Origin of the sequence: Stenotrophomonas sp. T8, assembly GCF_051853085.1 — a bacterium.
GTDB classification, from domain to species: domain Bacteria; phylum Pseudomonadota; class Gammaproteobacteria; order Xanthomonadales; family Xanthomonadaceae; genus Stenotrophomonas; species Stenotrophomonas sepilia.
Genome location: NZ_CP195329.1, coordinates 620619 through 642786 on the forward strand (window position 1 = coordinate 620619; position 22168 = coordinate 642786).

At 64.8% G+C, this 22168-nt stretch carries 22 protein-coding genes and 6 tRNA genes; 15 read left to right on the forward strand and 13 right to left on the reverse strand.

Annotated elements, in window-relative coordinates:
• Nucleotides 1-20 precede the first annotated feature (20 nt).
• Genes ACSDHM_RS02890 through ACSDHM_RS02935 form a run of 10 tightly spaced genes read right to left on the reverse strand, consistent with a single transcriptional unit; the run spans nucleotide 21 to nucleotide 6714 of the window.
• Complete coding sequence (locus tag ACSDHM_RS02890; protein ID WP_439426638.1) at nucleotides 21-1652, reverse strand: toprim domain-containing protein; 1632 nt, start codon at nucleotides 1650-1652, stop codon at nucleotides 21-23.
• Nucleotides 1639-1818, reverse strand: a complete 180-nt coding sequence (locus tag ACSDHM_RS02895; protein WP_004154591.1) for a hypothetical protein — start codon at nucleotides 1816-1818, stop codon at nucleotides 1639-1641. The genes ACSDHM_RS02890 and ACSDHM_RS02895 overlap by 14 nt, the downstream gene beginning before the upstream one ends.
• Nucleotides 1815-2201: a helix-turn-helix domain-containing protein gene (locus ACSDHM_RS02900; protein WP_004154592.1), complete on the reverse strand. Its 387-nt coding sequence runs from the start codon at nucleotides 2199-2201 to the stop codon at nucleotides 1815-1817. Before ACSDHM_RS02900 ends, ACSDHM_RS02895 begins: the two co-directional genes overlap by 4 nt.
• Before the next feature lie 11 nt (nucleotides 2202-2212).
• A complete protein-coding gene (locus tag ACSDHM_RS02905) occupies nucleotides 2213-2575 on the reverse strand; it encodes an N-acetylmuramoyl-L-alanine amidase (protein ID WP_439426639.1) in 363 nt (120 codons plus the stop codon).
• On the reverse strand, nucleotides 2576-3013 hold the full coding sequence (locus ACSDHM_RS02910; RefSeq protein ID WP_439426640.1) for a RusA family crossover junction endodeoxyribonuclease: 438 nt from the start codon (nucleotides 3011-3013) through the stop codon (nucleotides 2576-2578).
• Nucleotides 2997-3662 (reverse strand): hypothetical protein, encoded by a 666-nt coding sequence (locus ACSDHM_RS02915; protein ID WP_439426641.1) that lies wholly within the window; start codon nucleotides 3660-3662, stop codon nucleotides 2997-2999. Before ACSDHM_RS02915 ends, ACSDHM_RS02910 begins: the two co-directional genes overlap by 17 nt.
• The gene (locus ACSDHM_RS02920) at nucleotides 3662-3820 is read right to left on the reverse strand and encodes a hypothetical protein (protein ID WP_439426642.1); all 159 of its coding nucleotides are present in this window, start codon (nucleotides 3818-3820) and stop codon (nucleotides 3662-3664) included. The genes ACSDHM_RS02915 and ACSDHM_RS02920 overlap by 1 nt, the downstream gene beginning before the upstream one ends.
• On the reverse strand, nucleotides 3820-4104 hold the full coding sequence (locus ACSDHM_RS02925) for a hypothetical protein (RefSeq protein WP_005412421.1): 285 nt from the start codon (nucleotides 4102-4104) through the stop codon (nucleotides 3820-3822). Before ACSDHM_RS02925 ends, ACSDHM_RS02920 begins: the two co-directional genes overlap by 1 nt.
• The gene (locus ACSDHM_RS02930; RefSeq protein ID WP_005412422.1) at nucleotides 4097-4240 is read right to left on the reverse strand and encodes a hypothetical protein; all 144 of its coding nucleotides are present in this window, start codon (nucleotides 4238-4240) and stop codon (nucleotides 4097-4099) included. The genes ACSDHM_RS02925 and ACSDHM_RS02930 overlap by 8 nt, the downstream gene beginning before the upstream one ends.
• Before the next feature lie 44 nt (nucleotides 4241-4284).
• Nucleotides 4285-6714: a DNA-directed RNA polymerase gene (locus ACSDHM_RS02935; protein ID WP_439426643.1), complete on the reverse strand. Its 2430-nt coding sequence runs from the start codon at nucleotides 6712-6714 to the stop codon at nucleotides 4285-4287.
• A 561-nt stretch (nucleotides 6715-7275) separates the two neighbouring features.
• Here ACSDHM_RS02935 and tig point away from each other — a divergent pair.
• The 11 genes from tig (at nucleotide 7276) to ACSDHM_RS02990 (ending at nucleotide 16609) form a co-directional block, all read left to right on the forward strand.
• Entirely contained in the window at nucleotides 7276-8571 is a 1296-nt protein-coding gene (gene tig, locus ACSDHM_RS02940) for a trigger factor (protein WP_069138945.1), read from the forward strand.
• Nucleotides 8572-8647: 76 nt separating this feature from the next.
• A complete protein-coding gene (clpP, locus tag ACSDHM_RS02945; RefSeq protein ID WP_004146318.1) occupies nucleotides 8648-9274 on the forward strand; it encodes an ATP-dependent Clp endopeptidase proteolytic subunit ClpP in 627 nt (208 codons plus the stop codon).
• 126 nt (nucleotides 9275-9400) lie between these two features.
• Nucleotides 9401-10690, forward strand: coding sequence for an ATP-dependent Clp protease ATP-binding subunit ClpX (gene clpX, locus ACSDHM_RS02950; RefSeq protein WP_004154600.1), 1290 nt, complete (start codon nucleotides 9401-9403; stop codon nucleotides 10688-10690).
• Between the two features lie 143 nt (nucleotides 10691-10833).
• Nucleotides 10834-13284 carry an endopeptidase La gene (gene lon, locus ACSDHM_RS02955; RefSeq protein ID WP_072168264.1) on the forward strand — a complete coding sequence of 817 codons (2451 nt, stop codon included), beginning with the start codon at nucleotides 10834-10836 and terminating at the stop codon, nucleotides 13282-13284.
• Between the two features lie 219 nt (nucleotides 13285-13503).
• On the forward strand, nucleotides 13504-13776 hold the full coding sequence (locus ACSDHM_RS02960; RefSeq protein ID WP_005408270.1) for an HU family DNA-binding protein: 273 nt from the start codon (nucleotides 13504-13506) through the stop codon (nucleotides 13774-13776).
• An 11-nt stretch (nucleotides 13777-13787) separates the two neighbouring features.
• Nucleotides 13788-13862: transfer RNA gene (locus tag ACSDHM_RS02965), tRNA-Val, on the forward strand.
• A gap of 26 nt (nucleotides 13863-13888) precedes the next feature.
• Nucleotides 13889-13965 (forward strand) — tRNA-Asp (locus tag ACSDHM_RS02970).
• An 82-nt stretch (nucleotides 13966-14047) separates the two neighbouring features.
• Nucleotides 14048-14124: transfer RNA gene (locus ACSDHM_RS02975), tRNA-Asp, on the forward strand.
• An 86-nt stretch (nucleotides 14125-14210) separates the two neighbouring features.
• A tRNA-Asp gene (locus ACSDHM_RS02980) sits at nucleotides 14211-14287 on the forward strand.
• Nucleotides 14288-14393: 106 nt separating this feature from the next.
• Nucleotides 14394-14470 (forward strand) — tRNA-Asp (locus tag ACSDHM_RS02985).
• Nucleotides 14471-14653: 183 nt separating this feature from the next.
• A complete protein-coding gene (locus ACSDHM_RS02990) occupies nucleotides 14654-16609 on the forward strand; it encodes a peptidyl-prolyl cis-trans isomerase (protein WP_439426644.1) in 1956 nt (651 codons plus the stop codon).
• Nucleotides 16610-16791: 182 nt separating this feature from the next.
• On the opposite strand, the gene ACSDHM_RS02995 is transcribed toward ACSDHM_RS02990, so the two are convergent.
• Nucleotides 16792-17994, reverse strand: a complete 1203-nt coding sequence (locus tag ACSDHM_RS02995; protein WP_072168262.1) for a lytic transglycosylase domain-containing protein — start codon at nucleotides 17992-17994, stop codon at nucleotides 16792-16794.
• Nucleotides 17991-18755: a hydroxyacylglutathione hydrolase gene (gene gloB / locus ACSDHM_RS03000; protein WP_180869541.1), complete on the reverse strand. Its 765-nt coding sequence runs from the start codon at nucleotides 18753-18755 to the stop codon at nucleotides 17991-17993. The genes ACSDHM_RS02995 and gloB overlap by 4 nt, the downstream gene beginning before the upstream one ends.
• Nucleotides 18756-18766: 11 nt before the next feature.
• On the opposite strand from gloB, the gene ACSDHM_RS03005 reads away from it, so the two are divergent.
• From ACSDHM_RS03005 to dnaQ, 3 genes are read left to right on the forward strand one after another with little or no spacing between them, the layout of a single operon-like run.
• On the forward strand, nucleotides 18767-19411 hold the full coding sequence (locus ACSDHM_RS03005; protein ID WP_061479955.1) for a methyltransferase domain-containing protein: 645 nt from the start codon (nucleotides 18767-18769) through the stop codon (nucleotides 19409-19411).
• A 12-nt stretch (nucleotides 19412-19423) separates the two neighbouring features.
• Complete coding sequence (rnhA, locus tag ACSDHM_RS03010) at nucleotides 19424-19876, forward strand: ribonuclease HI (protein ID WP_088496270.1); 453 nt, start codon at nucleotides 19424-19426, stop codon at nucleotides 19874-19876.
• Between the two features lie 4 nt (nucleotides 19877-19880).
• On the forward strand, nucleotides 19881-20612 hold the full coding sequence (gene dnaQ / locus ACSDHM_RS03015; protein ID WP_439426645.1) for a DNA polymerase III subunit epsilon: 732 nt from the start codon (nucleotides 19881-19883) through the stop codon (nucleotides 20610-20612).
• 69 nt (nucleotides 20613-20681) lie between these two features.
• Here the strand turns inward: dnaQ and ACSDHM_RS03020 are convergent, their stop codons facing one another.
• Nucleotides 20682-21386 carry a PP2C family protein-serine/threonine phosphatase gene (locus ACSDHM_RS03020; RefSeq protein WP_072168259.1) on the reverse strand — a complete coding sequence of 235 codons (705 nt, stop codon included), beginning with the start codon at nucleotides 21384-21386 and terminating at the stop codon, nucleotides 20682-20684.
• A gap of 166 nt (nucleotides 21387-21552) precedes the next feature.
• Between ACSDHM_RS03020 and ACSDHM_RS03025 the strand changes: the two genes are divergently transcribed.
• Nucleotides 21553-21643: transfer RNA gene (locus tag ACSDHM_RS03025), tRNA-Ser, on the forward strand.
• The last annotated feature ends 525 nt before the right edge of the window (nucleotides 21644-22168 follow it).

A 22168-nucleotide genomic window follows, 5' to 3' on the forward strand; every position in this document is an offset into this window, starting at 1 on the left:
AGCCGACGACCGAGCGGCCGTCAGTAGTCGGAGGTGGATACATCGGATGACTCGTCGGCGAAGTCGCCGTATTCGCCCGGAGCATCTGCATTGAGCAGGCGGCCGGATGCGTGGTCGTAGCTGTAGTAGAGAACCTGGCCGTTCGACTGGCCGGTGAAGCGATCCTTGAGGACGCGGAAGGTCGTGCAGTTACGCTCGGCCTCGTTCTCGGCCTGCGTGTTGCGCTCCAGGCCGAACGCGAAGTGCGTCCAGAAGCCAATCGCGCGGCTGCCCTTGAAGTGGCGGAGCATCACGCGCCCGCCTTCCTCGTGTGGCTTGCCTTCCGGCGTGGCGAGGTGCGAGACCAGGTAGATGCAGATGAGGTGGCGCTGCGCGAACTGCGCGATCTTCGCCATCGTGTCCTCCAGCATCTTCCGCTCGTCCTCGGCACCGGCTGCAAACGACGTGAGATTGTCGAGGACGATGTGCTTGACGCCCTCGGCGACGACCATGTGGGCCATCTTGGCTTCGATCACGTCCCACTCGGACGAGCCGAAGTGGTCGTAGATGAACACCTGGCCCTTGTCGAGAATCTCGAACGCGGCTTCCAGTTCCTCCTGCGTCCAGCTCCCATCGGGAACGTGGAATCGGCGGCCTGCAACCTTGCCTGCCATGCGCTTCGCCGTCTCGACCGGCTGCTGCTCCAGGAAGAACAGGCCAACGCGGTCGCCGGTTTCCTGTGCGATGAAGGCTGCTTCCTCCATCAGCCAGTCGGTCTTGCCGATGCCGGTGCCCGCGCCGAAGGTGTAGACCTCGCCGTACCGCTTGCCGTAGGTCAGTGCGGTGAGGCGCGGGTCGTGCCAAGGCATGCCCATCGAGACCGGCTTGAGTGCCTTCTCCTTGAGGGAGCCGAACGTCACCACGCCATCGGGGCGCTTGGTCTGCGCTTCGTAGATGGCGCGAGTGATCGCCTCGGCATCGCCACGCTGGAGCAGCTCGTTCGGGTCTTTCGCCGGGAGCTGTGCGATCTTGGCCTTGCCGGGAGTCAGCAGCAGCGCCACTTCCTGCGCGGCGGCCTGGCCCGGTTCGTCCATATCGAACATGAGCACAACCTCGTCGAAGCCGTTGACCCACTCCAGCTCGCGCTTGATGGACTTGGCTGCGCCTTGCGCCCCGTTCGGGACGGACACCACCGGCCAGCGGAGGCCGAGTGCCTGCGCCACGGAGAGCGCGTCGATCTCGCCTTCGGTGATGACGAGGCGTCGCCCCGGTTCGTAGAGGTGCTGGCCGAACAGCCCGCACGCCTTCGAGTCGCCGATGAACGAGAACTTCTTGTCGGCGTAGCGGAGCTTCTGCGCGACGATGCCGCCATCACGCTTGTAGTTGGCGATCTGCACGGTCTTGCCGTGCTTGTCCTTGCCGATCCAGTAGCCGTACTTACGGCATGCTTCCTCAGTGATACCGCGCTTCGCCAGGGCTTGCGGTTCACCCTTCGCAAAGTCGCTCATGGTTTTCCTGCTGGTGGGTTGAGAGACCTCCTCGCCTTCGGCTGGCTCGTAGTGACCGCAGCCGAAGCAGTAGCCGTGCCCGTCGCTGTAGCGCGCAAGGTTGTCCTTGCTGCCGCAGTTCGGGCACGGCTCTTTGTGGAGGTATTCGGAGTCAGCGCTTTGCACGCTCCACGGACCACATGCGCTTGCGGTAGGAAATGCCGAGGCGACGATTCAGCGCACCCTTGACGGTGCGGCCCAGGCCGCGGAACGGCTTGTCGGCGCGCGCCCATGCGCGCTCGAAAGCCAGGCGCATCGCGGACGGAATGACAGTGGTGGCGGTGTTGGTCATGCGTTCTTCTCCAGCAGGAACTTGGTGAATGCGGCGACTTCTTCGGTCGCATCGTTGGCGTCGAGGCCCAGCTCGTCGGTGCAGTAGTTGCGATACAGCTGGAGCAGCGCATCGACGCGGTACTGCTTCGGAGCGCGGCGCGCTTCCAGGAGCGGAGCCTTGCTGCGGCGCTGACGGCGCGACAGGCGATAGCGCGTGTACCGCTGCCCCGAGGCGTCCTCGCAGGTCTGCGTTTCGATCTCGAAGCCAGCAGCGCGCAGCTCATCGACGCGCGAGGCGAGGCGGCGGATGCGGTAGACGCCTTCGGCCTGCCACGAGGTCAGGTGCGAGTGGCGACGCAGGTGGTCCAGGACGACCTGGGTTTGCGGGGGCAGCGGTTTCACGTTGGGTTCTCCTATCGAGGGAAGTCAGGTGCCCACACGACGGGCTTGCCGTAGGCGGCGAGCAGGCGTCGCAGCGCGGCGTGTTGGGCTTCGGTGAAGTTGTCCTCGGGCTGCATGGCGTCGTTGACGCCGCCCAGGAGGCAGACTTGGTATGCGGATTGGTTGTGCTTACCGGCGAGAGCGCCGGGCTGATTCAGCGGGCGACCGTCGTAGATCGAGCCGTCGCGTTCGATGACGAAGTGGACGGCGATCTTTGAGTAGCCCTGCGAGCGGTGCAGGCGCGCGAGTTCTTCGCCCGTCGTGACCTGCTCGGGGCGGGTCATGCTGGCGAGGACGAACAGCGCCTCTACCGATTCCAGAGGTTTGAAGCGCACTTAGAGTTTGTAGAGGTGGACTTCGGTGCGTGGTTCTTCGTCCGGCTGCGCCCAGCGCTTACCGGAGAGCAGCCACATGACTTGCTTGTCGTCGGCCCAATAGCCCGTGGCCTTGGTCACAACGTCCATCGGTCCCTTGGCGAGGTTGTCCACGTCGCCTTTGGGGAATGCGGCCTTCGAGGTCTTGGCGCGCTTCTGTACCGCTACTACGACGACTAAAACCGGATCGGTCGGTGTGAGTTCAAGATTGCCTGGTGGCAGGTGCTTCTCGGCGGCTTCCTTCCAGGTCTTGTAGGTCTTGCCGTAGTAGACTCCCCAGCGCGAAACCTTCGGGCGCGAGGCGGGCACTGGATCAAACGGGAACACGAGAGAGGCCACATGCGTGGCCCCCCTCGCGGTGTTCACGATGACCGACAGCGGATCAGTAGTCGCCGTCATCGCCCTCGTCGTCGGAGTCGCTGTCGTCGTCCGAGTCGTCATCGCTGTCGCTGAACGGTGCGTTGTCGGCGGCCTCGTAGCCGTCCTCCTCGCCGAAGCCGTAGTCCTTGGCGTTGCGCTGGCCGAACTCGACCAGCTCGATCACCTGGACGGCGACCATGTAGCAGGTCAGGTAGAACTTCTTGGCCGATTCGACGAACGAACCACCGATCTCGTAGGAGACCTTGAGTTCGCTGCCGCCGCCGATCTGCGGCGGGTTGTCGATCTTCTTGCCGCGGGCATCGAAGATGTCCGGGCGCATGGTGAACTTCTTGCCGGTGCGCTTGCTGACGCCGCTGGCCTTCATCTTGAACTTCACCAGCACGCGGCCGGTGTCATCGCCGTTTTCGTCGGTTTCCTCGGTGAACACCGGGGCCACTTCGGAACCCTTCTTCTTCTTCGGGTTCTCGCTCAGGAACTCCTGGAACAGCTCGTCGCGCCGGGTTTCCAGCTTCTTTGCCAGCGCCTTGAAGTCCTTGTCGTTCGGGTCGAACGCCAGGCTCACGGTGTATTCGCCTTCCGGCTTGAACTTGGTGTCCGGTTCGTTCAGGCGCGGCCACACGGCGGTGCCCTTGGGAGAGACGAATCGTTCGCGCTTCTTGGTTGCCATCAGTTGTCGGTCTCGTAGTTGGTCGGGAGATAGATGCCCGCGCGCCACAGGTCGGCGGCGGCGGTCATCGGGGTGTCGGCGGAAATGCCGAAGGCTTCGTCGATGTCGAAGCCGGTGAGCGCCTCGTCGATGAAGGCGTCGGTGATCGGGTCACGCATCACGGGTAGTGCGGTTTCAGCTCGCGCTCCGCGTAGCGGCGCACGGCGTTGAGGGTGTTGACTTGCCGATAGCGGCAGTCCTGCTCCATGCGCGAGACGACCCGCAGCACTTCCATCGGATCGAGGCCGAGCACTTCGCAGAAGTTCTTGAAGGCGCACGCCAAGCCGATCACCTGATCCGCCGGGTGGCCGAGGGATTGCACGCTGTCGATCACGACGAAAGCGCCGCGTGCGGCGCTCTCGGCAGAACGTGAGTGCAGTCCGTCGATGACGCGATCACGCACCTGCGTGCAGCTCCGTCATGCGGTGCTTGAACTCCTCGACCGTGCCGTGTTCGGCCGGGTTGTAGATGCCGAGGACCACACCGAAGTGGTCCTGGGCAACGTAGGTGTTCAGTGCGTGCTGGTAGTTGATGCTCATGTTGATGTTCTCGCTCGGGGTATCAATTGCCAAAGGGGGATGGACTAGGCAAAGAAATAGCGCGACTCCAGCACCAGGCTGAGGTCCAGGTCGCCATGCGGCGGGAGGGGTGGGAGTTTCGATGCCGCCTGCGGTGGGAGTTGCTCGGCGAGCTGATCCCGGAAGTCCGCCAGTACGTCGCTGCTGTACTGATCGACGAATGCCTGGCGCAACGCGGCGGCCAAAATGGCGGCCTTTCCGGCGTGTGTGCCGTAGGAGTCGTGGATCATGGCAAACGACGTGATGCCGTTGTCTGCCGCGAGGCAGGTGGTCAGCATCATGTGACTGGCGTCGCACGAGTGGACGAAGTTCGGACTGATCCCGAGCGTCTGCCGGCGACGGTCCAATTTCGTCCCTTCTACTGTGACGACTAAATTAAGCAGCTTGCCGCCGAAGTGCGCGCCGACGCGCTGCCCGAGCTGCTCCTTGTACTCCTGGAGTACCGGGAAGCCTGCCGGGGTCGTCCAGCTCACAGGCAGATCGGCCGAGGACGCGACCTTAGACGCATCGCGCAGCCAGTCCATCGCAGCGCGGGCCGCGATCACGACCTCTCCGATGCACTCCCACAGCAGGGCGGCAAGGTACTCGGCGGTTTCCCAATCATCCCCCAGGCCCAGCTTCTTGAACTTGGCGAGCACCTGGGAGCGCATCCCGGACTTGGTTACGCCGTAGGGCAGGGTCATCACCGGCTGTTTCACCAGGTCGCGGGTGAGCTGACCGTCCAGCTTGATCGCCAGCGCATCACCAGCCTCGGCACGGACGCGGAGCTTTTCCTGCGCTACGTCCTTCACGCGCGAGTAAATGTCGGCGGGTTTGACCTGGGGAATCAGGTTCGTCGCCGCGCCGCCTACGGAGTCGCGGAGCATTGCCGAGAAGTTCTGGAGGCCGTTGCAGGAGCCGTCGAGCGCGATGGGCAGGTGGGAGACGTGATCGCGGCCATTGATGCTGTAGCCGAGCCACTCGAAGCACGCGGCCAGCGCACAGAAGGGGCTGTCGGCGTCCATCCAGAAGCGTTGGCCGTCCAGGGGGTCGAGAGCACTGTCGAGAATCTGCTCCTCGTGGTTGCGCACCCACTGCACGCGCTCCTCGAACGACACCTTGTCCACGCCGAAGCAGTTGGCGACGTGGATAGCGAGCCAGTATGGGCCGTCCTCGCCCAGCGGCACGCCTTCGGCGAACGTCAGCAGGCCCTTGGTCGCGTCGTCGCCTTGCGGGTTGAGGAGCGGCGGGATCGGGTAAGCGCGGCCGCGGAAGTCAAGGTTGTGCGGGAAGTAGATCGCCGGGAACTCGGCGAACTTCTCGGCCAGCGCGATCTTCTGTGCGCAGGCGAGGCGGCGGGACATCGCACGGGCGTTCTCCTCGTAGACCTTGGCACGCTCGCGCTTCCACCCCTTGAACTCCTCGGCGTGGTGCTCCTTGTAGTAGTCCGGGTCGGTCAGCAGCAGCGCTGGCTGTTCCGGCAGGTCCAGCAGCTCGCGGTCGGGCAGCCCGGCCAGGCCGCCGCCAGCGTTCCACAGCTCGCGCATGACCTCCAGGACCGGGACGTTCACCTTCCACGGCGTCTCCTGGATCGCATTGAGGGCTTGGTAGACCTGGGGCATATCGACCAGCGCCAGCTCACGCTTGTACGCCTTGTTGCGGGTGCGGACCAGCTCGATCCGGCCACCGATGTCGGTCAGGTAGCCGCCGTCCTTCGGGCCAGCCCACGGGCGGGGCGGCACGACCATCGGCAGGAGCACCGGGGAGAACAGGGCCGCGCTTTCGTGTGCCTTGGTCAGCCAGTCCATGATCTTTTCGTTCGGGCGCAGGTAGCAGACGAGGTGGTTCTTGCCCTCCTTCTCGGTCGAGAGGTGGCAGAAGCCGGTCGCTTCGACGAACAGATCCACGAGCTTGCCGCCGACGAGCACGGCCTCCTTGGCGTCCAGGCTCAGGCGCTCCTCCAGGTCCGCCGTGTTGACGACGTGGCGCATCACGTTGTTCGCGTGGCGTGCGGATGTGGATTTCTGGACCTGCTTCTGCACGACCTTGTAGAGGCCGGGGTGCTTCTCCCGCAGCAGGCGGTAGTTGATGTCGTCAGCGACCGCCGCGCCCACGTTGGAGGAGACCACCGTGAACCGCGCCCCGTCGTTGGCGAGGGAGTTGATGCAGATGGTGGCCGTCAGGAAGGCCAGGCCGTGCGGGTCGAGGTGCCGGATGTACTTGAGGGCGGCGTGGCGCTTGCCGGGCTTGCCGGTGTCGGCCTCGGCGATGAAGCCCTTGATGGCCTCGGCGACCGAGTTGACGGTCTCAGCGACCAAGCGGCGGCCGGGGCCGGTGTCGCTGGTGGGCCGCTCGGCCATCATCTTCTGATACCGGGCTACGCCCAAGGAGGTGCTCTCGTGCTCCAGCTCGATCTGCTGCTGGTAGAGCGGGTGGTTCTCTTGCCAAGTCGTCATCGTTTGCCCTCGGGGGATGCAAAAGTCAAAACGGGAGGACCGCACCGGGGGCTGCCCGGTACGGTCCTGAGTGTTCGGTTGGTGGTCCTGGGTGGACCTATGTGGAACTGTAGTAGTCCTCGGTGGTGGATTCCAATGAATAGTGATGAATGGTTCAAGCCTCAGTCGTTCCTACTACTACGACGATTTTATTCGGCGTCACCTGGTGTCACCTGTCGCGGCACCCGGTGTCACCTATATGTCACCCGCAGCGTCACCTGATAGACTGAAATGCTGTAAGTAGTTGAGCGGTCTGGACTAATCGGCAGGGGCTTCGGGATTTAGGTTCCAGTGCCGCAAGGCGTGGGGGTTCGAGTCCCCCCTTTCGCACCAGTGCCGGCCTGTCCCCGCCCTGATCGGGCCATCTGCGCCCCCTTGACCGGCACGCGCTGGCAGTGCACGCCGAATTGGGCGAAACTAAAGGGCTGCGGCAAGCAGGCGCGTCCCAGACGTCGCGTCCTTACAACCGTTTCATCCCAATCATCGAGCCGGGGGCCTGGGCCACCGGTGGCAGGAGTCAACATGCAAGCTTCGATCGAATCCACCGGCAACCTGGAACGCCGCCTGAGCTTCTCGCTGCCGGAAGAGCGTCTGCAGAGCCACATCGCCGGCCGCCTCGGCGAAATCGCCCGTACCACCCGCATCAAGGGCTTCCGCCCGGGCAAGGTGCCGGCCAAGGTGATCGAGCAGCGCTTCGGCGCGCAGGTCCGTGGCGAGGCGCTGGACGGCCTGCTGCGCGAAACCTTCGATGCGGCCGTGCGCGAGCACGACCTGCGCATCGTCGGCAGCCCGCGCATCGACAAGGGCGACGAGGGTGAGTTCTCCTTCGTGGCCACCGTGGAAGTGGTGCCGGACTTCGGCGACATCGACGTCAGCAAGCTGACCGTCGTGCGCCATACCGCCGAGATCACCGACGCCGACATCGACCAGATGATCGAGAACCTGCAGAACCAGCGTCGTACCTGGGCCCCGGTCAGCCGTGGCGCGCAGGACGGTGACCTGGTCGCGGTGGAAACCTGGTCGCAGGCCGGCGAAGAGCGCCTGCCGGCCGAGGGCACCGAGAAGGGTTCGATCGTGCTCGGCCAGGGCATGATGTTCGACACCATCGAGAAGGGCCTGGTCGGCCTGGCCAAGGGCGAAGAGAAGACCCTCGACGTCGAGTTCCCGGCTGACTGGCGCGTGCCGGTGCTGGCCGGCAAGACCGTGCAGGTCACCGTCAAGGTCACCGAGGTCTCCGAGCCGGTCGTGCCGGCGGTCGACGAAGCCTTCATCAAGAGCTTCGGCGTGAAGGGCGGCGATGTGGAGCAGTTCCGCAGCGACATCCGCGCCAACCTGGAGCGCGAGCTGAAGGGTGCGTTGATGAACCGCCTGCGCCGTGAAGTGGGCGAGCAGCTGATCGCGGCCTACTCGTCGGTGGAAATGCCGCCGCGCCTTGTCGAGAACGAAGCCCGCGCCATGCTGGCCCAGCAGGTCGAGCAGCTGCGCCGCAACGGCCAGAACGTCGGCGAGATCCCGGCCGATGCCCACGAAGGCTTCAAGGACGCTGCCGCCAAGCGCGTGCTGGTCGGCCTGCTGGTCGGTGAAGTGGCCCGCATCAACGACCTGCGCCTGGAAGCCAAGCGCCTGAATGAAACGATGCGTCTGATCGCTTCGACCTACGAAGAGCCGGAGCAGGTCATTGAGATGTACCGCAACGACCCCCAGTTGATGTCTGGCCTGCAGAACCGTGTGATGGAAGAGCAGGTGATCGACTGGATCGCCGAGCGTGCCCAGCACACCGAAGAGAAGCTGTCGTTCCAGGACGCGATCCGCCAGTAAGCCCGGGCGGATCACCGGATGCCCCGCGCCTTTGTCGGCGCGGGGTTGTTGCCCCCCAAGATAGGTACCTCACGTAATGGACAACCGAACCAAAGCCCTGAACCTGGTTCCGATGGTGGTCGAGCAGACCAGCCGCGGCGAGCGTGCCTACGACATCTATTCGCGCCTGTTGAAGGAGCGCCTGATCTTCCTCGTGGGCCCGATCGACGATCACATGGCCAACGTGGTGGTGGCGCAGTTGCTGTTCCTGGAATCGGAAAACCCGGAGAAGGACATCAACATCTACATCAACTCGCCGGGTGGCGTGGTCACCGCCGGCATGGCGATCTACGACACCATGCAGTACATCAAGCCGAATGTGAGCACCACCTGCATCGGCCAGGCCGCCTCGATGGGCGCCCTGCTGCTGGCCGCGGGCGAAGCCGGCAAGCGCTATGCGCTGCCGAACTCGCGCGTGATGATCCATCAGCCGCTGGGTGGCTACCAGGGCCAGGCCACCGACATCGACATCCACGCGCGCGAGATCCTGACCCTGCGTTCGCGCCTGAACGAGGTGCTGGCCAAGCACACCGGCCAGTCGCTGGAGACGATCGCCCGTGACACCGAGCGCGACAACTTCAAGAGCGCCTTCGAGGCGCAGGCCTACGGTCTGGTCGACCAGGTCCTGGAGCGTCGTCCGGATGAGTCGATCCAGGCCGGTTGACCGGCCTTCACGGGGCCAGGGAGGCCTCGTTCCTGCAGGGTCGGGTGGGACTGGTGTCCCCTCGGCCCTGTGCTATTCTCGAATCGAACCCCCGTTCAGCGGGTGGGGTAACTGGGTAAGCGAAGCATGAGCGAAGACCGCCAAGGTCGTTCCACGGACACCGGCAAGATCCTCTACTGCTCTTTCTGCGGCAAGAGCCAGCATGAAGTGCGCAAGCTGATTGCGGGTCCGAGCGTGTTCATCTGCGATGAGTGCGTGGAGCTGTGCAACGACATCATCCGTGAGGAACTTGAGGAAAAGGCGCAGTCGGCGCGCAGTTCGCTGCCCAAGCCGCGCGAGATCCTCGAGGTCCTCGACCAGTACGTGATCGGCCAGAACCGTGCCAAGCGCACGCTGGCAGTGGCCGTGTACAACCACTACAAGCGCATCGAGAGCCGGCAGAAGAACGACGACGTCGAACTGGCGAAGTCGAACATCCTGCTGGTCGGCCCGACCGGTTCGGGCAAGACGCTGCTGGCCGAGACCCTGGCCCGCCTGCTCAACGTGCCGTTCACCATGGCCGACGCCACCACGCTGACCGAAGCCGGTTACGTGGGCGAGGACGTGGAGAACATCATCCAGAAGCTGCTGCAGAAGTGCGACTACGACGTCGAGAAGGCGCAGCAGGGCATCGTCTACATCGATGAAATCGACAAGATCTCGCGCAAGAGCGAGAACCCGTCGATTACCCGCGATGTGTCCGGCGAAGGCGTGCAGCAGGCCCTGCTGAAGCTGATCGAAGGTACCGTGGCCAGCGTTCCGCCGCAGGGCGGCCGCAAGCACCCGCAGCAGGAATTCCTGCAGGTGGACACCAAGAACATCCTGTTCATCTGCGGCGGCGCGTTCGCCGGGCTGGACAAGGTGATCCAGGCGCGTTCCACCGACGTCGGCAGCATCGGCTTCGGTGCCAAGGTGAAGAGCAGCGAGCGCAAGCAGGAAGTGGGCAAGGTGCTGGCGGAAGTCGAGCCGGAAGACCTGATCAAGTTCGGCCTGATTCCCGAGTTCGTCGGCCGCCTGCCGGTGGTCGCGACCCTGGAGGAGCTGGACGAGCCGGCCCTGATCAAGATCCTGACCGAGCCGAAGAACGCTATCACCAAGCAGTTCAAGAAGCTGTTCGAGATGGAAAACGTGGAGCTGGAGTTCCGTCCGGACGCGTTGTCGGCCATCGCCAGGAAGGCGCTCAAGCGCAAGACCGGCGCCCGTGGCCTGCGCACCATCGTCGAATCGGTCCTGCTGGACACCATGTACGACCTGCCGTCGCAGGAGAACGTCAGCAAGGTGGTCGTGGACGAATCGGTGATCGAGCACAAGTCCGAGCCGTACCTGATCTACCAGACCCCGGCGGCCCCTGAACAGAAGGCCGCAGGCGCCGAGTGATCCTTCCAGGTTGTTGATTGGAAAGGATTTTCAAGGAATGCCTTGCATCTGAAAGCCGATGGCCCCATAACGGGGCCATCGGCTTTTTTTGTCTCCGGAAGATGCCCTCCCGGAGGCGGTTTTCCCCCTTCCCTGGAGCCCCCATGGCCCGTTCCCCAAGTGAAACCCTCGACCTGCCGGTCCTGCCGCTGCGCGACGTAGTGGTGTTCCCGCACATGGTCATCCCGCTGTTCGTCGGCCGTGACAAGTCCATGCACGCGCTCGAACAGGCAATGGAGGCGGACAAGCGCATCCTGCTGCTGGCGCAGAAGTCGGCCGAAACCGACGACCCGCATGCGGCCGACCTCTACCAGGTCGGTACGCTGGCGCAGGTGCTGCAGCTGCTGAAGCTGCCCGACGGCACCATCAAGGTGCTGGTTGAAGGCCTGTCGCGCGTGCAGGTCACCCACGTCGACGAGCGCGACGGCTCGCTGCATGGCCAGGCCGTGGAGATCGACGCCACCGACGAGCGCGAGGCGCGCGAGGTCGAGGCGATTGCCCGCTCGCTGATGTCGCTGTTCGAGCAGTACGTGAAGACCAACCGCAAGCTGCCGCCGGAGCTGCTGCAGACGCTGTCGGGCATCGATGAGCCGGCGCGCCTGGCCGACACCATCGCTGCGCACATCAGCGTGCGCCTGGCCGACAAGCAGCGCCTGCTGGAAACGCTGGCCGTCGGTGATCGCCTGGAGATGCTGGTCGGGCTGGTCGACGGCGAGATCGACGTGCAGCAGATGGAGAAGCGCATCCGCGGCCGCGTGAAGTCGCAGATGGAGAAGAGCCAGCGCGAGTATTACCTCAACGAACAGATGAAGGCCATCCAGAAGGAACTGGGTGACCTGGACGACGCGCCGGGCGAGCTGGAAGAACTGGCCCGCAAGATTGCCGAGGCCGGCATGCCGAAGGCGGTTGAAGCCAAGGCGCGCAATGAACTGAACAAGCTCAAGCAGATGTCGCCGATGTCGGCCGAAGCCGCCGTCGTGCGCAACTACCTGGAGTGGCTGCTGGGCGTGCCGTGGAAGAAGCGCAGCAAGGTGCGCAAGGACCTGAAGGTCGCGCAGGATACGCTCGATGCCGACCACTACGGCCTGGAGAAGGTCAAGGAGCGCATTCTTGAATACCTAGCGGTGCAGTCGCGCGTGAAGCAGATGAAGGGCCCGATCCTGTGCCTGGTCGGGCCGCCGGGCGTGGGCAAGACCTCGCTGGGCCAGTCGATTGCCAAGGCCACCAACCGCAAGTTCGTGCGCATGTCGCTGGGCGGCGTGCGCGACGAGGCCGAAATCCGTGGCCACCGTCGTACCTACGTCGGTTCGATGCCGGGCCGCATCGTGCAGAACCTCAACAAGGTCGGCAGCAAGAACCCGCTGTTCGTGCTCGACGAGATCGACAAGATGTCGATGGACTTCCGTGGCGATCCGTCTTCGGCGCTGCTGGAAGTGCTCGATCCGGAGCAGAACAACGCATTCAACGACCACTACCTGGAAGTGGACCTGGACCTGTCCGAAGTGATGTTCGTGGCCACCTCGAACTCGCTCAACATTCCCGGCCCGCTGCTGGACCGCATGGAAGTGATCCGCATCCCCGGCTACACCGAGGATGAGAAGCTCAACATCGCGACCCGCTACCTGGTGCCGAAGCAGGTCAAGGCCAACGGCCTGCAGCCGGAAGAGCTGGAAATCGGCAGTGACGCCATCCAGGACATCGTGCGCTACTACACGCGCGAATCGGGCGTGCGTAACCTGGAACGCGAGATCGCCAAGATCTGCCGCAAGGTGGTGAAGGAGATCGCGCTGGCCGGCCCGCAGCCGGTGAAGGCGAAGAAGGGTGCGAAGAAGCCCAAGGCGCTGGTCAATGTGTCCAGCAAGAACCTGGACAAGTACCTGGGCGTGCGTCGCTTCGACTTCGGCCGTGCCGAGGAAGAGAATGAAATCGGCCTGGTCACCGGCCTGGCCTGGACCGAAGTCGGTGGCGACCTGCTGCAGATCGAATCGACCCTGGTGCCGGGCAAGGGCCAGCTGATCCTGACCGGCCAGCTCGGCAACGTGATGAAGGAATCGGCGTCGGCCGCGCTGTCGGTGGTGCGTTCGCGCGCCGTGGGCTTTGGCATCGACAGCGACTTCCTGCAGAAGCATGACGTGCACCTGCACGTGCCCGATGGCGCCACGCCGAAGGATGGCCCGAGTGCCGGCGCGGCGATGGTCACCTCGCTGGTGTCGATGCTGACCAAGGTGCCGGTGCGCGCCGACGTGGCGATGACCGGCGAGATCACCCTGCGCGGTCGAGTCACTGCCATCGGTGGCCTGAAGGAGAAGCTGCTGGCCGCACTGCGTGGCGGCATCCGCACGGTCATCATCCCGGAAGAGAACCGCAAGGACCTGGCCGACATCCCGGCCAACGTCACCCGCGATCTGAAGATCGTGCCGGTGAAGTACATCGAAGAAGTCCTGGACCTGGCGCTGGAGCGTCCGTTGGCACCGAAGAAGGCGCGCAAGAGTGCGCAGCGTGTCACGGTGCGCAGCAAGGCCAAACCGAGTGGAAACGCGCGCGTCAAGCATTGACGCGCGCTGTCCAATGGCCCGAAACCCGCGTCGTTGCTGGCTTTCCAGCTTGCGTGGGGGTAGGGCCACTGGTATAAAAGCAGCACTCGCGAATGAGTGGTCGCAGCCTGGTGATCGCTGGATTCGGCGAACCGTTTCCACATGGCGGCCGCATGCAGATGGCGTGCGGTTGCTTCCCTGTCGAATAAGCGGAACCCACCGCCAAAGGAGTTGTAGAGAATGAACAAGACCGAATTGATCGATGCCGTTGCTGAAGCTGCCGACCTGACCAAGGCAGAGTCCAGCCGCGCTGTCGATGCCGTCGTTGCTGCCATCACCAAGGCGCTGAAGGACGGCGATGCGGTCACTCTGGTTGGCTTCGGTACCTTCCAGGTCCGCGACCGTGCTGCCCGCACCGGCCGCAACCCGAAGACCGGCGACACCATCAAGATCGCTGCTTCGAAGAATCCGTCGTTCAAGGCTGGCAAGGCCCTGAAGGATGCTGTAAACTAAGCGGCTCGCTGGGGTGCTTAGCTCAGCGGTAGAGCGTCTCCTTTACACGGAGAGGGTCGGGGGTTCGAAACCCTCAGCACCCACCACAGCACCGCGGTAAAAGTTTGAGTGTGGAGCGGTAGTTCAGCTGGTTAGAATGCTGGCCTGTCACGCCGGAGGTCGCGGGTTCGAGTCCCGTCCGCTCCGCCATTCAACGAGGCCTCCGGCCAAAAGCTGGAGGCTTTGTTTTCTCCCCGGTCCAGGCCGGCTGAAAGCAAAAAGGTAACAACGCGGAGCGGTAGTTCAGCTGGTTAGAATGCTGGCCTGTCACGCCGGAGGTCGCGGGTTCGAGTCCCGTCCGCTCCGCCAGTACATCAAGGCCCCCGGTTCAAGGCTGGGGGCCTTGTCTTCTCACCGAGAGGTTCGGAGGAAGGCGAAAAAGTCTTTGCAAGAACGGAGCGGTAGTTCAGCTGGTTAGAATGCTGGCCTGTCACGCCGGAGGTCGCGGGTTCGAGTCCCGTCCGCTCCGCCATTGCAGACTTCTTAAGTCCCTGTGAAAAAACTTTGAAAAAAGTGTTCATCGGGCTGGGTTTCCAGAGAGTCTTCGGATATACTGGGCGCCTGCAAAGTTCAAGCGCGGAGCGGTAGTTCAGCTGGTTAGAATGCTGGCCTGTCACGCCGGAGGTCGCGGGTTCGAGTCCCGTCCGCTCCGCCAACTCTAAAAGCCCTCGGCGCAAGCCGGGGGCTTTTTCTTTGCGCCAGGATGTGGAGTTGGCCGACGCACTGGTGGTGCCTGCCTGCGCAAGTGGGCGCAGGCCGCGTCGGTGCTGCTTTTGGTCCCTGCGGCGAAGCGGGTTACACTGCCGGGCTCGCCAATCAGGCCTTGTGATTCCTCACCATGCTGCAGAAACTCCGCGACAAGACCTCAGGCTGGATCGTCACCGTGATCCTGGGGCTGCTGATGATTCCGTTCCTGTTCGTGATCGACAACAGCTACCTCGGTGGCGTTGGCGCACAGAACGTGGCCAAGGTTTCCGCGCCGCCCACCTGGTGGCGTTCGGCGCCGTCGTGGTGGCCGGTGCGCATGCTGTGGCAGCACCATGAGATCAGCTCGCAGGATTTCCGCACGCGTTTCGAGCAGGAGCGCATGCGTGAGCGCCAGCAGCAGGGCGACAACTTCGACCCGCGCGCGTTCGAGAGCACCGAGAACAAGATGGCCGTGCTCGATCAGCTGATCGACGAACAGGTCGTGCGTCTGGTCGGTGAACAGGCGGGCGTGGTGATCGGCGACGGCGCGGTGCGCGAGTACATCGCGACCATGCCGGCGTTCCTCGATTCGAACGGCAAGTTCAACGAGAACAACTACCGCCTGGCATTGGCCGGTGGCAATCCGCCGCGTACCCCGACCCAGTTCCAGGAACTGGTGCGTGAGAGCCTGCAGCAGTCGGTGATCCCATCGGGCCTGCAGAGCTCCGGCTTCGTCACCCAGGCCGAGACCGAGCGCCTGTTGAAGCTGCTGGGCGAAACCCGCGACGTCGAGCTGGCCGCGTTGCCGCCCGTACCGGCCGATACCGCGCCGGTCACCGATGATCAGATCAAGAAGTGGTACGACAGCCACGGCAAGGATTTCCGCCAGGCCGAGAGCGTGTCGCTTGAGTACGTCGAGATCAACGGTGCGAACCTGCCGGCACCGACCCCGGCCGATGAAGCGACCCTGCGCAAGCGCTATGAAGAGGAAAAGGCAAAGTTCACCTCTCCGGAGCAGCGCCAGGCCGCCCACATCCTGATTACCGGCGCCGGTGCTGAGGCCAAGGCGAACAAGCTGCTGGCCCAGGCAAAGGCGGCCGATGCCGACTTCGCAGCCCTGGCCAAGGCCAACTCCGAGGATCCAGGCTCCAAGGACCAGGGCGGTGACCTGGGCTGGGTGGAGCGTGGCGCGATGGGCAAGCCGTTTGACGATGCCCTGTTCGCGGCCAAGGCCGGCGACGTGATCGGTCCGGTCAAGACCGAGTTCGGATACCACATCATCAAAGTGGCCGCGGTACGCGGCGGCGAAGGCAAGTCGTTCGAGGAAGTGCGTGACACGCTGGCTGCCGAGCAGCTGAAGGCCGACGGCGAGCGCGGCTTCAACGAACTGGCCGGTCGCCTGGTCGATGCCATCAACAAGAGCCCGAGCGACCTGGCGGCCGCCGCCAAGGAAGTGAACCTGCCGCTGCAGACCCTGGGCCCGATCACCCGCGCGACCGCCAGCGGCATCGCCGCTGACCCGGCCGTGCTGCGTGCCGCCTTCTCCGACGTGCTGGTGCAGGACGGTACCGCCAGTGACCCGATCGCCCTGGGCGGCGCGACCAACCACAGCGTGGTCATCCGTGTGGCTGCACACACCCCGGAACAGGCCCTGCCGCTGGACAAGGCCCGCGAACAGGTGATCGCTGCGATCCGTGCTGATCGCCAGCGCCAGGCCAGCGACAAGGCCGCCGATGCCATCCTGGCCAAGCTGAAGGCGGGCGCCACCCTGCAGTCGCTGGCCGCCAGCGAGAAGCTGCAGCTGAGCCCGATGCCGGGCCTGCCGCGCAGCCAGCCGGTGCCGACCCCGGAAATCAACCGCGCGATCTTCAGTGCGCCGGTGCCGGCTGAAGGCAAGCCGAGCTATGGCAAGGTCGACGTCAATGGTCACGCGCTGCTGTTCGCGGTGAACAAGGTCAATCCGGGCGACATCAAGGAAGTGACTGCAGAGCAGCAGAAGCAGCTGAAGGAACAACTGAGCCAGATCGACGGCATGGCCGCGGCCAAGGCCTACATCGAGGCGATGCGCAAGAAGTTCATGATCCAGACCACCGAAGCGAACCTGTAAGCCTCGCGGCGAGCAGATCGAAGAAGGCCCGGCATTGCCGGGCCTTTTTTTTTGTGCGGGCGCTGCTGGAAATTGAATTGTAGAGCCGAGCCCATGCTCGGCTGGCCATGAACCCCGACAAGTCGCAGGCAAGAAAAAAGCCGAGCAGGGGCTCGGCTCTACAGGAGGGCCTGGCCTGCGCGTCAGTCTTCGACGCGCAACACGGCGCCCGGCTTCAGCACGCTGCTGCCGCTCAGGCCGTTCAGCGACAGAAGCGCCTTGACCGGCATGCCATAGCGGCGGGCGATGGTCCAGGCCGATTCACCATCACGCACGGTGTGGCGACGGCTGCGCGGACGATCGGCGATCGCGGCCACGGTCTTGGCGACCTGCGGCGTTGGCGAGGCGGCGGCAGCAGGTACGCTACTGGCCACCAGTGCGGTGGCGGTGTCCGCCACGGTCGCGCTGGCGGCCGAGACCGGCGCCAGCACGCGGGTGGTGCCGGACGAGACGCGTCCACCGCCCGCCAGGGCGGGGTTGAGACGGACGATCCTGGCCGGGTCCAGGGCGCGCTGTGCGGCCCACTGCTGGACGCTGGTGCCGGCGGGCAGGGTGTGGTCCTTCAGTACGGGTACGGTGCGGTCCAGCGAGGCCATGACACCTGGCTGGTCTTCCACGTCTTCCAGCACGCAGGCCAGGGCATGCAGCTTCTCGACGTAGGCATGGGTGACCGGCGACAGGCCGGGCAGCGCCGAGGGCTTGGCGTTCTGCGCGTTCATGCCGGCCTTGCGCATGGATTGCAGCACGCGGTACTCGCCGGCGTTGTAGGCCATGGTGGCCAGGCGCCAGTCGCCGCCGAACATGCCGTGCAGGGTTTTCAGGTAGCGCACTGCGGCCTGGGTGGAATCGACCGCCGACAGGCGGCCGTCGTAGCCGTTGGCCATGGGCACGCGGTGATTGCGCGCGGTGGTGGCGATGAACTGCCACAGGCCGGTTGGGCCGCTGCCGTTGCGGGCATTGGGCCGGTAGCCGCTTTCCACGAAGGGAATCAGTGCGAACTCGGTGGGCAGGTTGGCCTTGCGCAGTTCTTCGACCACATAGCCGAACAGCACCAGTGCATCGTCATCCTGGTTGGCCAGGCGCGACGGGGCGTGGGCGAACTGCTTCTGCCAGCGCGGGCTGGTGGCCTCGGCATTGCAGGTGGGCTCGGCCAGGCCATCGCGGAAGCTGGAGAAGATCTCCTGGCCGTTGCGGACCGACGCGGCCGGCAACGCGGCCGGATCCAGCGGCAGGGCGGCGGCGGCGGTCAGGTTCTGGCCGATGCCAGCGCCCAGCGACTGGGCGCCGGCGGTTCCGGCCAGCCCCAGGACCAGGCCCAGGGCCAGCGGCAGACTTCGGCGCATCATGCGCGGAAGCCGTCTTTCCAGTGCCGGAGACCGGCCATCACGTCGACGTCGTCAACGACGTCACGGCCCAGGTGTGCCGACACCGACGCGCGGATCGGCGCCGTGTGCACACGCAGGAACGGATTGCAGTCGAATTCGTTGGCCAGGGTTACCGGCAGGGTGGAACGGTCATCGCGGCGCATGGCCAAAGCCTCCTCTTGGCGCTGCCGCAAGGCAGCGTTGGCGGGGTCGACATGCCGCGCGAAGACGGCATTTGACACGGTGTACTCATGAGCGCAACAAAGCAGCAGTTGCGCGGGCAAGGTACCCAGCTTGCGCATCGATGCCAGCAGCTGGGACGGCGTACCTTCGAACAGGCGTCCACAGCCCAGGCTGAACAACGAATCTCCGCTGAAAAGATGTTCAGCAGTGTGAAACGCGATGTGGCTGCGGGTATGCCCGGGCACGGATAGTACGTGGAACGCCCGGCCCAGTGCCTGAACGCGTTCACCTTCGCCGACCCGTTCGGTTGCCGTGGGGATGCGCTCCTCGACGGGCGCGATCACCCGGACTCCGGGAAAACGTGCCTGCAGCACGGGCACGCCACCGATGTGGTCATCGTGATGATGGGTGAGCAGGATCGTGTCCACGCGCAGGCCCTGATCGGCGAGCGCAAGCACCGGCGCGGCATCGCCGGGATCGACGACCACGGCGGCGCCGTCGTCGTCGATCAAGGTCCAGATGTAGTTGTCCGCAAATGCGGGCAGGGCAGTCAGTCGCATAGAATTGGACCATGCCCGCGCTGCAGAGCACCCGTCAAGCGAGCCAGACCCCGTGGTTCGACAGCGAACCGGCGGAAGCCCTGCGCGTTCTGGAGCGGCAACTGCTGCTGCCGCAGCTGTCGTTGCTGCCGGTGCAGCCCTGGCTGTGGATCGCGCCGAGTGCCGCATGGCTGGACGATGCGCAGCTTGGCGGGCGCGGCCTGCGCCTGTACCGGCAGGGGCACGGCTATGCCGGCGACACCCGCTGTGCGTTGCCGCTGCCGCTGGCCAATGAAAGCGTCAATGCGGTCGTGCTGCAGCATGTCACCGCAGCCGACGCTGATCGGTTGCTCGATGAGTGCGAGCGCGTGCTGATGCCGGGTGGCCACCTGTGGCTGAGCAGCCTCAACCCGTTCAGCCCTTACCGCACGCACTGGCGCCAGCACGGGCTGGTGGTGCGCACGCCGCAGCGGATCCGCCTGCTGCTCGGCCGCCACGGGCTGGAGTGCGACGATATGCGTTTCCTCGGCCCGCTCTGGCGCGGCGCCGGCAGCCGTCGCGCGGGCGGTTGGTCGCCACTGCGCGCAGCCTGCCTGTTCCATGCTGAAAAGCGAACGCTGGCCCTGCCCGGGCCGAAACCGTTGCCGGTGCGTTGGCACGGCACCGTTGCTACCTGATCTGGAGTTGTATTGAAAACCATTGAAATCCACACCGACGGTTCCTGCCTTGGCAATCCCGGCCCCGGCGGCTGGGCTGCACTGCTGCGCTACAAGGGCCACGAGCGTGAACTGAGCGGCGGCGAAGCGCACACCACCAACAACCGGATGGAGCTGATGGCGGCCATTTCCGGCCTGGAAACGCTGACCGAGCCGTGCAACATCGTGCTCTACACCGATTCGCAGTATGTGCGGCAGGGCCTGACCCAATGGATGCCCGGCTGGATCCGCAAGAACTGGAAGACCGCCGGCGGTGACCCGGTGAAGAACCGCGAGCTGTGGGAGCGCCTGCATGCGGCCACGCTGCGGCACCAGATCGACTGGCGCTGGGTGAAGGGCCACTCCGGCGATCCGGACAATGAGCGGGTGGATACCCTGGCGCGCAACGCGGCCATCCGGATCCGCGACGCCAGCCCGGTAAACTGAGCCCATGCGTCAGATCATCCTCGATACCGAAACCACCGGCCTGGAGTGGAAGAAGGGCAACCGCATCGTCGAAATCGGCTGCGTGGAGCTGTTCAAGCGCCGCCCGACCGGCAATAACTACCACCAGTACATCAAGCCGGACTGCGAGTTCGAACAGGGCGCGCAGGAAGTCACCGGCCTGACCCTGGAGTTCCTGGCTGACAAGCCGGACTTCGCGCAGATCGCCGATGAATTCCTGGGCTTCATCGATGGCGCCGAGCTGATCATCCACAACGCGGCGTTCGACCTGGGCTTCCTCGACAACGAGCTGTCGTTGCTGGGCCCGCAGTATGGAAAGATCACCGATCGCTGCACGGTGATCGATACCCTGGTGATGGCGCGCGAGCGCTTCCCGGGCCAGCGTAATTCGCTGGATGCGCTGTGCAAGCGCCTGGGCGTGGACAATTCGCACCGTGCGCTGCATGGCGGCCTGCTCGACGCGCAGATCCTGGGCGACGTCTATATCGCGCTGACCTCGGGCCAGGAAGAGATCGGCTTCGGCCTGGGCGACGATGACGGTGGTGGCGCCGGTGCCGCGCTGCAGGCGTTCGATACCAGCAAACTGCTGCCGCGCCCACGCGTGGTGGCCACCCCGTCTGAGCTGGAAGCGCACAGCGCGCGTCTGGAACGACTGCGCAAGAAGGCCGGCTACGCCTTGTGGGATGGCCCGAAGGTGGAAGAGCCCGCCAGCGCGTAATGCCTGGCATGGGGTACTGCCGGACGCTGGCCGGCAGTGCCGTATCCACGCATGGCGTGGATCTGCCGCTTAATGGCAGCGCACCAGGATCACGCTGATGTTGTCGCGGCCACCGCCGTCGAGCGCGGCCGCGACCAGCGTGTCCACGCATTCCTGTGCGCTGGCATCGTCGAAGGCGAGGGTGCGGGCGATGCTGCGGTCGTCCACTTCCTCGGTCAGACCGTCACTGCACAGCAGCAGCTGCATGCCCGGGCGCAGCTCACCGCTGGTGGTGGCCACGTTCAGATGTGCAGGATCGGTCACGCCCAGCGCCTGGGTGACCACGTTGCGATGCGGATGCGCGCGTGCCTGCTCGGCCGTCAGGTTGCCCTGCGCGACCAGCTCCTGCACCACGCTGTGGTCCTGGCTGAGCTGCGCCAGCTGGCCATCGCGCCACAGATACGCACGGCTGTCGCCGACCCATGCCACTTCATAGCGATTGCCGTGCACGCGTGCTGCGACCACGGTGGTGCCCATCGGCAGGGTGTCGTTGCGCCGGCGCGAGGCGCGGATGATCTCTTCGTCGGCGGTGCGGATGGCGTGGACCAGCGGCGCGCCACGGCGGATCTCGCGCACGATGGTTTCGCGGGCCAGCGCGCTGGCCACCTCGCCGCAGGCGTGGCCGCCCATGCCATCGGCCACCAGCCACAGGGCCAGCTCGCTGTCACCGTAGTAGGTGTCTTCGTTGAGCTCGCGGCGCAGGCCGGGGTGGGTGAGGTGTCCGAATTCGATCATGGGGTGCGGGGGGCGGGGTATTGCTGGGGAGACACGCATCATCGGGGGGCTGCAGGCATCCGGCAAGGCATGCACTCAGGAAATTTTCACTTCGTTGACCGGAATGACTTGTCGCCGGCCTCGCTTCCTCGTATGATGCGCGTCCCCGGTCCGCCGGGGACCACCCGGAGAGGTGGCAGAGTGGTTGAATGTACCTGACTCGAAATCAGGCAGGCGTTTATAGCGCCTCGGGGGTTCGAATCCCCCCCTCTCCGCCAGACAAAGAAAAAAGCCGCCCACTGGGCGGCTTTTTTCTTGGCCAACGTTCGGGGGATGCAGGCGGTTGTTGTAGTGATCGACACCTCTGATGCGGGGGGATGAGAACCCCCGACGGGGTTCGACGGTTCTGCAGGAGCAGAACCGGACAGCCGTAGGCTGGCCCTGGAGCGCGTAGCGCGGAAGGGGCGGGTGCATGGATGCACCCGACAATCCCCCCCTCTCCGCCAGATAAAGAAAAAAGCCGCCCACTGGGCGGCTTTTTTCTTGGCCAACGTTCGGGGGATGCAGGCGGTTGTTGTAGTGATCGACACCTCTGATGCGGGGGGATGAGAACCCCCGACGGGGTTCGACGGTTCTGCAGGAGCAGAACCGGACAGCCGTAGGCTGGCCCTGGAGCGCGTAGCGCGGAAGGGGCGGGTGCATGGATGCACCCGACAATCCCCCCCTCTCCGCCAGATAAAGAAAAAGGGCTGCCGAAAGGCAGCCCTTTTTCTTTATCTGGCGCGGGACGCGACGCGCTCTGC

Coding starts and splice junctions, on each gene's coding strand:
- clpX (WP_004154600.1), top strand. CDS start 9,401: ATGAGCGAAGACCGCCAAGGTCGTTCCACGGACACCGGCAAGATCCTC.
- ACSDHM_RS02910 (WP_439426640.1), bottom strand. CDS start 3,013: ATGACGGCGACTACTGATCCGCTGTCGGTCATCGTGAACACCGCGAGG.
- ACSDHM_RS02990 (WP_439426644.1), top strand. CDS start 14,654: ATGCTGCAGAAACTCCGCGACAAGACCTCAGGCTGGATCGTCACCGTG.
- ACSDHM_RS02920 (WP_439426642.1), bottom strand. CDS start 3,820: ATGCGTGACCCGATCACCGACGCCTTCATCGACGAGGCGCTCACCGGC.
- gloB (WP_180869541.1), bottom strand. CDS start 18,755: ATGCGACTGACTGCCCTGCCCGCATTTGCGGACAACTACATCTGGACC.
- lon (WP_072168264.1), top strand. CDS start 10,834: ATGGCCCGTTCCCCAAGTGAAACCCTCGACCTGCCGGTCCTGCCGCTG.
- ACSDHM_RS02935 (WP_439426643.1), bottom strand. CDS start 6,714: ATGACGACTTGGCAAGAGAACCACCCGCTCTACCAGCAGCAGATCGAG.
- tig (WP_069138945.1), top strand. CDS start 7,276: ATGCAAGCTTCGATCGAATCCACCGGCAACCTGGAACGCCGCCTGAGC.
- ACSDHM_RS02895 (WP_004154591.1), bottom strand. CDS start 1,818: ATGACCAACACCGCCACCACTGTCATTCCGTCCGCGATGCGCCTGGCT.
- dnaQ (WP_439426645.1), top strand. CDS start 19,881: ATGCGTCAGATCATCCTCGATACCGAAACCACCGGCCTGGAGTGGAAG.
- ACSDHM_RS03005 (WP_061479955.1), top strand. CDS start 18,767: ATGCCCGCGCTGCAGAGCACCCGTCAAGCGAGCCAGACCCCGTGGTTC.
- ACSDHM_RS02915 (WP_439426641.1), bottom strand. CDS start 3,662: ATGGCAACCAAGAAGCGCGAACGATTCGTCTCTCCCAAGGGCACCGCC.
- ACSDHM_RS02960 (WP_005408270.1), top strand. CDS start 13,504: ATGAACAAGACCGAATTGATCGATGCCGTTGCTGAAGCTGCCGACCTG.
- ACSDHM_RS02930 (WP_005412422.1), bottom strand. CDS start 4,240: ATGAGCATCAACTACCAGCACGCACTGAACACCTACGTTGCCCAGGAC.
- ACSDHM_RS03020 (WP_072168259.1), bottom strand. CDS start 21,386: ATGATCGAATTCGGACACCTCACCCACCCCGGCCTGCGCCGCGAGCTC.
- clpP (WP_004146318.1), top strand. CDS start 8,648: ATGGACAACCGAACCAAAGCCCTGAACCTGGTTCCGATGGTGGTCGAG.
- ACSDHM_RS02995 (WP_072168262.1), bottom strand. CDS start 17,994: ATGATGCGCCGAAGTCTGCCGCTGGCCCTGGGCCTGGTCCTGGGGCTG.